12 protein-coding genes are annotated in these 13,146 nt (G+C 63.2%); 5 read left to right on the top strand and 7 right to left on the bottom strand.

The genetic code is table 11. From position 1 onward, the window contains the following. Positions 1–29: 29 nt before the first annotated feature. Both IZV00_RS16900 and IZV00_RS16895 read left to right on the top strand, forming a co-directional pair. Positions 30–1,319 (top strand): aspartate aminotransferase family protein, encoded by a 1,290-nt coding sequence (locus IZV00_RS16900; RefSeq protein WP_196226790.1) that lies wholly within the window; start codon positions 30–32, stop codon positions 1,317–1,319. Further along, positions 1,319–2,356, top strand: a complete 1,038-nt coding sequence (locus tag IZV00_RS16895; RefSeq protein WP_196226789.1) for a phosphotransferase enzyme family protein — start codon at positions 1,319–1,321, stop codon at positions 2,354–2,356. Before IZV00_RS16900 ends, IZV00_RS16895 begins: the two co-directional genes overlap by 1 nt. A gap of 30 nt (positions 2,357–2,386) precedes the next feature. Here the strand turns inward: IZV00_RS16895 and IZV00_RS16890 are convergent, their stop codons facing one another. Further along, a complete protein-coding gene (locus IZV00_RS16890) occupies positions 2,387–3,178 on the bottom strand; it encodes an SDR family NAD(P)-dependent oxidoreductase (protein ID WP_196226788.1) in 792 nt (263 codons plus the stop codon). Between the two features lie 258 nt (positions 3,179–3,436). Between IZV00_RS16890 and IZV00_RS16885 the strand changes: the two genes are divergently transcribed. Both IZV00_RS16885 and IZV00_RS16880 read left to right on the top strand, forming a co-directional pair. After that, positions 3,437–5,746, top strand: coding sequence for a TonB-dependent receptor (locus IZV00_RS16885; RefSeq protein ID WP_196226787.1), 2,310 nt, complete (start codon positions 3,437–3,439; stop codon positions 5,744–5,746). Further along, the gene (locus IZV00_RS16880; RefSeq protein WP_196226786.1) at positions 5,746–6,939 is read left to right on the top strand and encodes an MFS transporter; all 1,194 of its coding nucleotides are present in this window, start codon (positions 5,746–5,748) and stop codon (positions 6,937–6,939) included. The genes IZV00_RS16885 and IZV00_RS16880 overlap by 1 nt, the downstream gene beginning before the upstream one ends. Before the next feature lie 54 nt (positions 6,940–6,993). Here the strand turns inward: IZV00_RS16880 and hpaD are convergent, their stop codons facing one another. Genes hpaD through IZV00_RS16860 form a run of 4 tightly spaced genes read right to left on the bottom strand, consistent with a single transcriptional unit; the run spans position 6,994 to position 9,661 of the window. After that, positions 6,994–7,842, bottom strand: coding sequence for a 3,4-dihydroxyphenylacetate 2,3-dioxygenase (hpaD, locus tag IZV00_RS16875; RefSeq protein WP_196226785.1), 849 nt, complete (start codon positions 7,840–7,842; stop codon positions 6,994–6,996). A 25-nt stretch (positions 7,843–7,867) separates the two neighbouring features. Beyond that, complete coding sequence (locus IZV00_RS16870; RefSeq protein ID WP_196226784.1) at positions 7,868–8,272, bottom strand: 5-carboxymethyl-2-hydroxymuconate isomerase; 405 nt, start codon at positions 8,270–8,272, stop codon at positions 7,868–7,870. A gap of 16 nt (positions 8,273–8,288) precedes the next feature. Next, a complete protein-coding gene (locus IZV00_RS16865; RefSeq protein ID WP_196226783.1) occupies positions 8,289–9,041 on the bottom strand; it encodes a fumarylacetoacetate hydrolase family protein in 753 nt (250 codons plus the stop codon). Beyond that, positions 9,038–9,661, bottom strand: a complete 624-nt coding sequence (locus tag IZV00_RS16860) for a fumarylacetoacetate hydrolase family protein (protein ID WP_196226782.1) — start codon at positions 9,659–9,661, stop codon at positions 9,038–9,040. The genes IZV00_RS16865 and IZV00_RS16860 overlap by 4 nt, the downstream gene beginning before the upstream one ends. An 80-nt stretch (positions 9,662–9,741) precedes the next feature. On the opposite strand from IZV00_RS16860, the gene IZV00_RS16855 reads away from it, so the two are divergent. Further along, positions 9,742–10,203, top strand: a complete 462-nt coding sequence (locus IZV00_RS16855; RefSeq protein WP_230463394.1) for a MarR family transcriptional regulator — start codon at positions 9,742–9,744, stop codon at positions 10,201–10,203. Positions 10,204–10,214: 11 nt separating this feature from the next. Here the strand turns inward: IZV00_RS16855 and IZV00_RS16850 are convergent, their stop codons facing one another. Together IZV00_RS16850 and hpaE are read right to left on the bottom strand one after the other, a co-directional pair. After that, entirely contained in the window at positions 10,215–11,642 is a 1,428-nt protein-coding gene (locus IZV00_RS16850) for an NAD-dependent succinate-semialdehyde dehydrogenase (protein WP_196226781.1), read from the bottom strand. Continuing rightward, positions 11,639–13,144: a 5-carboxymethyl-2-hydroxymuconate semialdehyde dehydrogenase gene (gene hpaE, locus IZV00_RS16845; RefSeq protein ID WP_196226780.1), complete on the bottom strand. Its 1,506-nt coding sequence runs from the start codon at positions 13,142–13,144 to the stop codon at positions 11,639–11,641. The genes IZV00_RS16850 and hpaE overlap by 4 nt, the downstream gene beginning before the upstream one ends. Between the last annotated feature and the right edge of the window lie 2 nt (positions 13,145–13,146).

Raw genomic sequence — 13,146 nt, 5'->3', positions numbered from 1 at the left:
AATCATGAGTGAATTGGGAGATGCCCTGCATGAATGATGACGACCAATCTCTCCTGCAAAGACGCAGGCAGGTGCTGGGGACGGGCGCGCCGCTTTTCTACGACCAGCCTTTGCATCTGGTCCGGGGCGAGGGAGCGTGGGTGTTCGACGCGGATGGGCGCCGATATCTGGACGTCTATAATAATGTGCCGCATGTCGGCCATTGCCATCCCCATGTGGTGGAGGCTGCGTCGCGGCAACTGGCGACGCTCAACATCAACACGCGCTATCTGCACGACAATGTCGTCGATTACGCCGAACGGCTGGCCGCCACTACGGATTATGATCATGCGGGCGTCTTCTTCACATGTACCGGGACGGAGTCGAACGAGCTGGCGCTACGCATCGCCCGGCATGTGACGGGCGGCACGGGCATCATCGCCAGCAGCGTCAATTATCACGGCAATTCGGCAGTGCTCGCATCCCTGTGCACTGCCTTTCCGGTCCCTGAACCCTTTCCGGACTTCGCCCGGCTGGTGCAGGTGCCCGACCCTTATCGCCACCGTTTGGGCCGATCCGACGCGCAGTTGGCGAGTCATTATCTGGATGAGGCGCGCGGGGCGATCGCTTCGTTGCAGGATAGTGGCGTCAAGCTGGCGGCCCTGCTGATCGATCCTTCCCTGGCCAATGAAGGCTTGCCCGAATTCGTGCCCGGATACCTTACCGGCCTGGTCGAATTGGTGCGTGCGGCCGGTGGCCTGGTCATCGCGGACGAGGTGCAATCAGGCTTTGGCCGAACGGGTGCCGCGATGTGGGCTCATCAATATCACGGTATCATTCCAGACATCATCACCACCGGCAAGCCGATGGGTAACGGATTCCCGATCGGCAGCGTCATATCGACCTATGACGTGATCGACGAGTTCGGCCGGAGCGCGAATTATTTCAACACTTTTGGCGGAAACCCCGTGGCGACGGCCGCCGCCGCCGCAGTGCTGGACGTCATAGAGAATGAAGGGCTGATCGCCAACGCCGCCACCGTTGGCGCCTATGTCGAAGAGCGTTTGAAGGCGTTGATGATGCGCCATGAGATCATCGGCAATGTGCGTTGTCGCGGCATGTTCTTCGGCCTTGAACTGGTGGCGGATCGCGCGACGAAACAGCCTTCGCCCCATGCGGGCCGGATCGTCAATGCGATGAAGGACAAGGGCGTGCTGCTCAGCCGCATTGGTCCATCCGACAACATCCTCAAGATGCGGCCGTCGATGGTGTTCGCCCGTGAACAGGCGGACATCCTACTGGCGGCGCTTGATGAAACACTGGAAGAAATGGGCTGCTGATGTCCGCATCGAACGACGCTTTTTACGCCCGGACGCCGGATGAACAGATCGCCGCGCTTCAGCTGCTGGCGGAAGCGGCGCTGGCGCAATGGCCGGGACGCTTCACGGATCTGACGCCCGTCAAATATCGGGAGAATGCCGTATTTTCCGTGTTCCGCGACGATGGCCGCCGCTTTGCCGTGCGCATCCACCGATATGGATACCATAGCCCAGAGGCGCTGCGATCGGAACTGGCCTGGATGCGGTCATTGGCCGATGCGGGCGTGGGTGCGCCCCTGTCCGCGCTCAGCCATGCGGGCGAGGCGCTGGTCGCGGTGGCGCATCCCGCTGTGCCAGAGCCGCGCCAGGTCGATTTCCTCGAATGGTTGCCCGGAACGCCGATCGGGTCGGCGGACCATGGCCTGTCCCTGACTGGCGCGGATGCAATCGCGGCAATGGAGAAAGTCGGGGCGCTTGCCGCCCGCGTGCATGGTCATTCGCACGCATGCGCCAGTGCGGGGACGATGGTGCGTCATGCGTGGGATGCGGACGGGTTGATCGGATCGGAACCCTTTTGGGGGCGCTTCTGGGAAATGCCGGGGCTGACAAGGGCGCAGCTTGCACTATTGCAGGAAGCGCGGAAGCACGCCGCGCACGACTTGGCGGCCTTTGGCATGGATGGCGATCGATACGGCCTTATCCACGCCGATTTCGTGCCGGAAAATCTGCTGTTCGACGGCGAGCGGATCAATCTGATCGATTTCGACGATTGCGGCTTTGGCTGGCATATGTTCGAACTGGCGACCGCGCTGTTCTTTCTGCACCATCAGGAGGATTATGCGCAGCTGACGCAAGCGTTGCTGCGCGGTTATCGTCAGGAGCGCGTGCTGCCCGCCGAGCATGAAGCGCTGTTGCCGCTCTTCCTGTTCCTGCGCGGCACGACCTATATGGGCTGGACGCAAACGCGCTATGAAACGGAAACGGCGCAAACCCAGGGGCCGATGATAATCCAACGGACGTGCGACCTGGCGGAGCAGTATTTGAAGACGAAGTTGTAATCGTCGGAAATGCTGAACTGCTGCTGACAGTTACAGGAAAGGCAGAGTGCCGACATCGACGATGCCGCCGCCGCCATCGACGCTGATCGCCGTCCCCGTGATGAAGGATGCATCATCGGATGCGAGGAAGGCGACGACCGCCGCCATCTCGTCGGGCCGCGCCATGCGTCGCAAGGGGTAGGCGCGGGTCAGCTCTTGCTGAAGCCGGGCGGGATCGATGCCCTTTTCCCGCGCCATGTCCTGAATTTCGCGCTGCGCCATTTCGGTCAGCGTCCAGCCCGGGCACATCGCGTTGCAGCGGATATTTTCCGGTCCATAGTCGAATGCGATCGACCGGCTAAGCCCCAGCAACCCCGCCTTTGATGCACAATAGGCGGCATAGGACGGCGCCCCGGCGAGGGCCGCGACCGATGATATCAGGACGATCGCCCCACCGCCGCGCGCGCGCATCGCCGGAATGACGGCACGGGCGGCCAGCATCGCGCCATCCAGATTGACGTCGAACGCGCGATGCCAGTCGGGCAGCGAAATGCTTTCCACCGATCCGAATTGTTCGGTGCCCGCGCTGACCACCAGAATGTCGATGCCGCCAAGCTTCGCGCATGCCTGATCGACGGCGCTTTGGATGTCGGCGGGGCTGGTTGTGTCGCCGACGATCGCAATGCCGTCGCATTGTCTTGCAACCCCGGCCAGTGACTCGCGCCGCCGTCCGAGCAAGACGACCCGGCCGCCTTCGTCCGCGATGCGCTGCGCCGCGGCGGCCCCGATCCCGCTGCCGCCGCCGGTTATCAGGGCGACCTTACCGTCAAATCTTTTCGCCATTTTCTCTCATTCTCCGATGATGGCTGATCCGGCGACATTTCCCTTGATTAACTTATCATGATAAATTATTCAACGGACCTTGAGGAGACGGATCTCCGGCCGCGCCGCTTGGGCGGCTCGCCGAACGGCTTATCAAATAACCAAGGTGACGCTGAACACGATACGGCTAAAATAGGGGGAAAAATGATGATGACTTGGTCTGCTTCACGGCTAAGCTCGGCATCCTTGATAGCGATGATGCTGTGCAGTCAGCCAGTCATGGCTCAGGATGCTTCCGCACTGCCTCAGTCCGATCCAGCGCTCATGCCAACCAGTCCCTTCGGCGAAATCACCGTTACCGCGCAGAAACGTGAGCAGAGCCTGCGCGACGTACCAGTGTCGATCTCTGCCTATTCCGGCGATCAACTCAAGAAGCTGGGCATCACCAACACTACTGAAATCACGCAGCAGATCCCGGCGATGCACATCAATGCATGGTCGCCCAATGTGACGATATTCAACCTGCGCGGCATTTCTCAGAACAACTTCACCGACTATCTCGAAGCACCTGTCGCCGTCTATACCGACAATGCCTATATGGGTTCGATCAACGGCATCAGCGGACAATTGTTCGACATCGAACGGGTGGAGGTGCTGCGCGGCCCGCAAGGCACGTTGTTCGGACGCAACGCTACGGGCGGCGTTGTCCATTATCTCAGCCATGGCGCGACCGACCGCGACCTGAACGGCTATGTCGAGGGCAGCTATGGCCGTTTCCGGCAGCGCTCGCTGGAAGGCGCCGTGGGCGGGCAGATTGCGGAAGGCTGGCGCGCTCGCCTGTCCATGCGTCGGGCGTTGGGCGGCAACTATATCAAGGCGAAGGACACCGACGCTGCCAATGGTCTGGTCAGTTCTGGACAAGATGTCGGCGGGCAGAACGCCTTTTCCCTGCGCGCGACAACGCAGATCGACGTGACGCCCGACTTGATGGTCGAACTATGGTATAAATATTCGCGCGACCATGAAGTGCCGACCGGCGCCTATTCCTTCGAAAATTGCGTGTTCGAGGCGAATGGCTATTGCCGGGTCAACTCCGCGGGGCTGACCAACGGTCCTGGCGGCGTCGTCAATGGCATTACCGGAGCGAAAGCGTCGCCCTATGACAATTTCTCCGGCACGGCGGGGCACCTCAATCGCCGCGTTCATATCGGCCAGGCGAACGTCACCTGGAAGCTGGGCGATGTCGAACTGACGTCGATCACCAACTATACCAGTCTCAAGAAAGACTATCTGGAGGATGGTGATGGCCTGCCGATCGAAGTGATCGTGTTCGGCACGACCGCCAAATATGACCAGATTTCGCAGGAATTGCGCCTGTCGGGCGAGTCCGGTCCGCTCAAGTGGCAGGTCGGCGGCTATTATCTCGACATGCGCACCAAGGGGACGATGACCACGATCGGCGCGCCCGTGATCGGCAACGCTATCGACCTGAATGGTTCGGCCAACGCTCCGCGCGTGCTTGAACGCTATTCGCTGGTGTCGAAGAACTGGTCCGTGTTCGGGCAGGGCGAATATCAGTTGTCGCCCACCTTGTCGCTGATCGCGGGTCTGCGCTATTCCAAGGACACGAAGTCCATGGACTATGTCTCGACGCTCAGCGACACGGGTTTTCCGGACCAGACACTTGCGACGGACGAAACATTTGCAAGCCAGCGGCCCGGCGCGAACCGCATCAGCCATGGCGATTACGCCGCGCGCGTGTCGATCAATTACAAGCCCAATCGCGACCTGTTGCTGTTCGCGTCCTATAATCGCGGCATCAAGGGCGGAAACTGGACGCTCGCCCCGACCGTGACGGCGGAACTGTTCCAGCATAAGCCCGAAACCTTGCACAGTTTCGAACTCGGCGCGAAGCTGTCGACCCCGGATCAGAAATTGCGGGTCAACGCCACGCTGTTCCACTATATTTACGAAGATTATCAGGCGTTCGCCATGATCGGCGGCACGCCGCAAGTGTCGAACAGCGATGCGCTCGCGACCGGCGCGGAAGTTGAACTTACCTGGCAGCCGGTGGACCATCTGAACATGATGCTGGGCGGCAGTTGGGAAACGTCCAAGGTCAAGACCGTGCGCGCCGCGGGTGAACAGATCGGGCCGGAACTGTTCCCCGGCGCGCCGGACGCGCAATATTGCACCAATATCGGCGGGGCCTTCCGCTGCGTCTTTCCCGATGCGACCGTCAGGAACGCGGAATTCCCCAACGCGCCACGGTTCAGCCTGAACTACCTTGTCCGCTATGATTTCGACGTCGGCGCAGGCACGGGCGCGGTGCAGGTCGATGGAGCCTGGTACGACAAGCAGTTCCTGGAAGTCACCAATGCCGCCTCTTCCGTCCAGCCCGCCTATAATGTGACGAACGCGTCGGTCAGCTGGACCGATCCAAGCAAGCGGTTCGACATATCGCTATGGGGCAAGAACGTTTTTGGCGAGCAGTATCGGGCCTATACCCTGAACCTCGGCATCCTTGGCACGACATCCTATTATGCGCCGCCCGCCAGCTATGGCGCGACGGTGCGGGTGTCCCTGTGATGCGGAGTCCGGCGCGCGATCGATCCCACCCCGACCATCCGCTGGCCATCGCCAGTTTTGTCCTGTTGGGGACGATCGGCGTCCTGTCCTTCATCGTGCAGCCCGCGCTGGTCCAGGGTTTCGTCACGCAGCTCCACTTGACCGAGGCGCAGGCGGTGGACCTGGCCGGGATCGAGATGTCGGCCGTCGCGCTGATGACCGTCATATTGGCGTTCGTGGGCAACCGCTTCGACTGGCGCATGTTGACCATCGGATGCCTGCTGGTCGCGGGCGCGGGCAATCTGGCCTCGGCGGTGACGGCGGGAGGAAGCGGCTTCGGCGCAGCACGATTCCTCGCCGGGTTGGGCGAGGGCGGGGTCATCAGCCTGAGTTTCAGCTTTGTGGGCCTGACCCGGCGCACCGACCGCAATCTGGCTTATTATCTCGTCCTCCTGCTCGCTTACGGCGCGTTCGGCATATGGCAGGCGCCGATGCTGTTCGCGACGATCGGGCTGAAGGGGATATTCCTGATCTTCATGGCGGTGACGTTGCTGTCCATTGGTTGCGCGCCTTTTTTGCCGCGATCGTCCAGTGACGCCGATCGGCACGAAGGACAGGTCGCGCCGCGATCGTCTGGACTGCTCATGGTTTCTGCGCTTACCGGCGTTCTGGTCTATAATCTGGCGCAGGGCATCGCATGGGCGAACCTGTTCCTGATCGGCATTGCGGCTGGCCTTGGCGAACAAAAGGTTGCCGACGCCCTCTTCATCTCTCAGGTCGTGGCGGTGGGCGGCGCGCTTGCCGCCATTGTGCTCGCCGAACGGATTGGACGCATGTCCGTCTTCGCGGCGGGAATATTGGGCGGCGTCGCCTGCATAGGCATGCTGATCGGCAAGCCGGGCGCCACGGTGTTCCTGATTGGGGTGTGCGGGTTCAACTTCCTTTGGAATATGGTGCAGCCCTTCATATTGGGCGCGGTCAACGAGATGGACGGCAAGGGCCTGATGATGCGCGCCGCGATCGCCGTGCAGATGGTCGGCCTGGGGGGCGGGCCGATCCTGTCGGGACGCCTGATTGGCAGCGGCGATTTCACCCTGGTGGAAGCCGTTTGCATCGGTTGCTTCCTGCTCAGCTTTGTCCTGTTGATCCTGCCGCTGCGCAAGCGGCATGTCACCATGATCCATCCCCATGGCGCTTTCGCCGACGCTAACTGATCCCGGAAGAATAGGCGCTCCTGCGCGGCAGGAGCACAGGAGAGTATCAGCGCGTCAAACCGGAAAGATGGCGTTGATCTGTCCAGTACCCGAAGAGGGGAAATAGGGCGTCACGACCTCGGCCTTGCCAGTATAGTCGGCGCCGCCCAGCACGCCCATCATCATCGCGGTGTCGTGCATGAAGCCTTCGCCATGGCATTTGCTGGCATAGTCCTGCAACATGCCGACAAAGCTGCGCCATTCGCCCTGTTCCCACATTTCCACGGCGCGCCGATCGACGGCTTCGAGCAGCGGGCTCCAGATCTTGTCCCTATATTCTTCGGACTCGCCATTTTGGGCGAAGCGGTGGGAGAGCGACCCGCTGGCGAGGAAGGCGACATTGCCATCATAGTCGCGCTCCACCGCTTCGCGCATGGCGCGGCCGAGTGTCATGGAATCTTCAAGGGTATGCACCATGCAGAGCGCCGACACCGACACGGCCCGGAAATGCTGGTCCGGGTTCATGTAGCGCAGCGGCACCAGCGTGCCATATTCCGGCTCCAGCGACGCGATCTGATGCGCGCGCGTATGCACCCCCGCCTGTGTGGCCGCCGCCGCCAGCAGTTCGCCCAGCGCCGGATTGCCGTTGCAGGCATAGGGCATGTCCTTGATGAAATGCGGCAGCTCGCCGGAGGTATAGACGCCCTCCCACCGTGCCGAGCAGTTCACATGATAGCCTGAATTCACCAGCCAGTGCGTGTCGAACACGACCAGCGTGTCAACACCCAGCTCCCGGCATCGGCGGCTGATGATCCGATGCCCTTCGATCGCGGCCTCGCGGCAGCCCTTGTGCGGGCCATCCAGTTCCGACAGATACATGGACGGCACATGGGTGATTTTGGCCACCAGTGAAACCTTGCCCATTGCGGCACTCCTTTTCCTCAAAAACCTATGCGCCGTGAACTACGCCCGCCTTTTGCAGTCGCTGGTGAATGCTGTTCGCCTTCCAGCCTTCTGCTTCCTCCACATACATGGACAGCGCCAGCGGACGCTGCGCAAACAGCGGGTCCAGAAAGGTGCGGATGGCGGTGAACAGGGCATCGAAATAGCTCTGGCGGAACTCGGCTGGGCGTCCCGCGCCCATCTTCACGTCGATATTGACGAAGGCGTCGTCAGGCCCTTTGCCATCGGCGATGACATAATGGTCCAGCCGGATGCCGCGCACGCGGATGCCGCCGACGGGGAACACACCGCCAGCTTCCTCGCGCATGTGGCGCGCGATCAGGGCGAGTAGCGCGTCCAGGTCGAACGCGCCCTCGATATTGGCGGTATATTCGACAGTTGCATGGGCCATGCGCCTTCTCCTTCCTTCAGCCTGCGACCAGATGATTGACCAGCCGCCCGACGCCTTCCACCTGCGTCACCACCGTATCGCCGGGCGCGCAGAAATGAACGCCCTGCGGCGTGCCGGTCAGGATCATGTCGCCGGGCATCAATGTGGTGTGGCGCGACAGATAGGCGACCAGATCCGCCACGGACATGATCATGTCGGCGGTCGTGCCGTCCTGAACCAGCTCGCCATTCACATGGGTCGTCAGCTTCAGCGCCTGCGGGTCGGGCACGTCCGCCGCATCGACGATCCATGGGCCGATCGGCGTCGTCGCATCACGGTTCTTCACTCGCGCATTGGGCCGATAGTAATTTTCCAGATATTCGCGGATCGCATAGTCGTTGGCGACGGTGTAGCCGCTGACGCAGGCCAGCGCTTCGGCCTCCGCCACGTTATGCGCGGGCCGACCGATCACCGCCACCAGTTCGCATTCGGGATGCATCTGGTTGCCGTCGGCGGGGCGGGGCGTGTCGCCTTCATGCCCGACGAAGCAATTGCCGCCCTTCATGAACACAAGCGGCGTCGCGAGCTTCGGGGCAAAGCCTAGTTCCTTGTTATGATCGGCGAAGTTGAGGCCCAGCGCATAGACTGCCGCGCCATGGACGACCGGCGGCAGCCATTGCGCGGACGCGGCGGGGACAGACGATCCATCGGGCAGGATCAGGCTTTGTTCGTCCTGCGACACCCGCGCCCATATGTCCCGGCCACGATGATAGATGCGCGTACGCTTCATCGTGCATACTCCTCAACAAGAGCAGTGGCCGGGTCGAAACCCGCCGCCTCCGCGCGTAAAGCCATGCCCGCCTCCACTTCGGGGGCGTCGCCGGGCAGCCCAATCAGCAGCACATCGCCTGCCCGCATCGTCAGGAAGGCAGATATGTCCGCGATCAGTTGGCCCGGTGCGCGCACGAGGCGGTCGAGCGGCCATTCATGCGCCACTTTGCCATCCACAAAAGTCGTGACCCGATCAGGCAGAGTCGGCGATCGCCATGCTCCCATCAGCAGGAAGCCATCGGCATTACGTTGCGCAATGGCAGGCCGATAATAATTGGCCTGTCCGTAGGCGATATCGACGGCGATGGCGGCCGCGCCGACACAGTCCAGCGCGTCTTGCGCGCTCACCCCGGTCGTGTCCCGCGCGATCAGTAGCGCGACCGTCGCCGCCGCCACGGCGCTCCGCCCCGGTTCGAGCCGCACGGTGCCGCGCGACAAAGTGACCGCAGGTTTCATGAAGACCACCGGCGCCGCTGGAGGTGCGAGATAGGGCTTTTCGTGAAAGTCCGGGGCGAGCCGGGTCAACTCGTCCCGGTCGTTCAGGACCACCCCATAGATGTGCCCATTGCAAATCATCATCTTGTCCTCTCGCGGGCACAGGGTAACAGGGGAAGCGGTTGCACCGGAATCAACCGGGGCTTCCGCTGAAGGGGGTGGACGTGGCGAAGGCAAAGGCGGGACTGACCAGATATTCCCAATCGCTGGCGGGCACGTTGCTGGCGGCGCGCGAAGCGGTGATGGCGCCGATCCGTCCGATCCTGCGGGAAGCGAATGTGACCGAACAGCAATGGCGCGTGCTGCGCGTACTGGCCGAAGTCGATGAGCTGGACGCAAGCAGCATCGCCAAGGAAGCCTTGCTCTATGCCCCCACCGTCACGCGCATCCTGCGCGAATTGACCGAACGCCAGTGGGTCGTTCGCAGCATCGATCCGAACGATGGCCGCCGGTCGGTCATTTCCATTTCCGACGAAGGGCGGAAGCTGGTGGAGGGCACCGCGGTTTATACGGTGCCCATGCTGTCCGCCTATGCCGAAGCTTTTGGCGAGAAGCGGCTGCGCGACTTCATTGCCGAAGCGCGTGAACTGGCCAAGGCGCTCGAACGCTTTTCCCCGGACCGCTGACGGCCAGCCCGTCATAGCGCGACCGTCATCGTCTTGAGTTCCAGATAATCGTCAAGCCCATGGCGCGATCCTTCGCGGCCAAGGCCCGACATCTTGATGCCGCCAAAGGGCGCGACCTCGGTGGAGATCGCGCCGGTGTTAACGCCCACCATCCCGGCCTCCAGCGCTTCACCCACGCGCCAGCTGCGCGCGAGGTCGCTTGTATAGACATAGGCGGCAAGGCCATCGGGCACCGCATTCGCCAGGCGGATGGCCTCCGCCTCATCGGTGAAGCGCATGACTGGGGCGACGGGGCCGAAAATCTCTTCCTCTAAAAGGCGCATGCCGGGCGCCGCGTCGGCCAGGATCATGGGGGGCATGAACCGGCCTTCGACAGGCCTCTCCGTGCCTACCGGCACCGCGCCCTTCGCCTTGGCGTCGGTGATCAGCGCCGTCACCTTGGCGACCGTCGCATCATCGACCAGCGGGCCTATCGCGGTGCCGGGCGCGTCGCCGGGGCCGACCGTCAGCGCGGCGGCAGCGGCGGCGAAGGCCTGGACGAAGCGATCGTAGATGCCGGTTTGGACATAGAAGCGATTGGCGCAGACGCAGGTCTGGCCGCCATTGCGGAACTTGGCGATCATCGCGCCCGCCACCGCCGCGTCGATATCTGCATCGTCGAATATGATGAAGGGCGCGTTGCCGCCGAGTTCAAGGCTGAGCTTCTTCACGGTAGGCGCACATTGTGCATAGAGCAGCGCGCCGGTGCGGGTCGATCCGGTGAAGCTCAGCTTGCGCACAATGGGGCTTGCCGTCAGTGCGCCGCCGATCGCCACGGGGTCGCCCGTGACGATGTTGACCACGCCCGGCGGGATGCCCGCCGCCTGCGCCAGGACGCCCAGCGCGAAGGCGGTGAGCGGCGTCTGTTCGGCGGGCTTGATCACGATGGTGCATCCCGCCGCCAGCGCGGGCGCGAGCTTGCGGGTGATCATCGCCGCCGGGAAATTCCATGGCGTGATCGCGGCGACCACGCCCACCGGCTGCTTGATCACCATGATGCGGCGGTCCGCCTGCGTCGCCGGGATGACTTCGCCATAGGCGCGCATGGCTTCGGCCGCGAACCATTCGAGGAAGCTGGCGGCATAGGCGATTTCGCCCCGCGCCTCGGCCAGCGGCTTACCCTGTTCGGCGGTCAGGATGCGCGCCAGCTCCTCCTGATGCTCCATGACCAGCTGATGGTAGCGGCGAAGCGCATCGGCGCGCGCGGAGGCGGGGAGGGCGGCCCAGCCGGGCAGCGCATCCGCCGCCGCCGCGATCGCTCCCTGCGTCTCCCGCGAACCCATGGCGGGCACGCGCGCGATCAGGCTATCGTCGGCGGGATTGCGAACCTCCAGCCATTCGCTGCCGCTGCGCCACTCACCGCCGATCAGACAAGCGTCAGGCCTCAGGTCCAGTGTCACTGGACCCCCAGTCGCGGCGTCTGGTGCGTGCCGCGCGCGAGGGCGACATTTTTCGTCTCCATGTAGAAGTCGAAGCTCCAGTCGCCGCCGTCGCGGCCGATGCCGCTTGCCTTCACCCCGCCGAACGGGGTGGGGAGGTGGCGGACATTCTCGCTGTTCACCCACACCATGCCGACGTCGAGCGCTTCCGACACGCGCAGCGACCGGGCAAGGTCGCGGGTCCACACATAGCCTGCCAGCCCGTAATCGACGTCATTAGCCTTGGCGATCGCGTCGGCTTCATCGTCGAAGGGGATCGCCGTCAGCACCGGGCCAAAGATTTCCTCGCGCGCGATGCGCATCGACTGTTCGGCCTGGGTGAAGAGCGTGGGCTGGAAGAAGAAGCCTGACGTTCCATCGATCGGCCTGCCGCCAGCGGCGATGGTCGCGCCGTCCTCTACAGCGATCCCGGCATAGCTTGCGACCTTGGCGAAGTGGCGCGGGTGGATCAGCGGGCCGACCTCTGTCGCCGGGTCGAACGGGTCGCCGACCTTGAGTGCCTTCACCCGATCGGCCGCTTTCGCCACGAAGGCATCGTAGATGCTGCGCTGAACCAGCAGCCGGGACGAGGATGTGCAGCGCTGGCCATTGAGCGAATAGATCATGAATATCGCCGCATCCAGCGCCGCATCCAGATCGGCATCGTCGAACACGATGCAGGGATTCTTGCCCCCCAGTTCGAAATGCACCCGCTTCAGGCTTTGTGCGCCCTGTCGCATGATCGCGCTGCCGGTGGAGGATTCCCCGACGAAGGCGATGGCCTTGATGCCCGGATGTTCGGTCAGGCGGCGGCCGGTGGTTTCGCCAAGGCCGTTGACCGCGTTGAACACGCCTGCGGGCAGCCCCGCTTCCGCCCCGATTTCGACCAGCAGCCGCGCCGAGTAGGGCGACCATTCGGCAGGCTTGTGCACCACCGTGCATCCCGCCGCCAGGGCGGGCGCGATCTTCCATGTGGATAGCATGAAGGGCGTGTTCCACGGGGTGATGACCGCGACCGGGCCGATCGGTTTGCGGGTGGTGTAGTTAAGATGATCGGGCGCCGACAGTGCCTGCCCGTCAGCGGCGGTGGGCGCGCGGTCGGCGAAGAAGCGGAAATTGTCCGCCCCGCGCAGCGCCGCCTTGGACATGAAGCGCCAGCATTGGCCGGCATCCAGGCACTCGACCGCCGCGATCTCGTCCGCATGAGCCACGATCAGGTCTGCCATGCGGTTAAGGACCCTGCGCCGTTCGTCAGCCGGGGTGGCCGCCCAGATGGGAAACGCCTCACTCGCGGCGGCGACCGCTGCCTCCAGCTGCGCTTCGGTTGCATCGGCGCACTGGCCCAGCACATCGCCCGTGCCCGGTTCCAGTATGTCGAACAGCGTCCCTTCCCCCGCGATCGGCTTGCCGCCAATGAAATGGCCCAGCGGGGCAGCGGTGAAACGGTCGATCGCCGCCATGGCAAGGGCGCGCTTGTCAGTCATCG

The organism is Sphingobium sp. Cam5-1, assembly GCF_015693305.1.
Lineage (GTDB): Bacteria > Pseudomonadota > Alphaproteobacteria > Sphingomonadales > Sphingomonadaceae > Sphingobium.
Note: the sequence above shows the minus strand (reverse complement) of the source record. Positions and strands in the feature narration are given on the sequence as shown.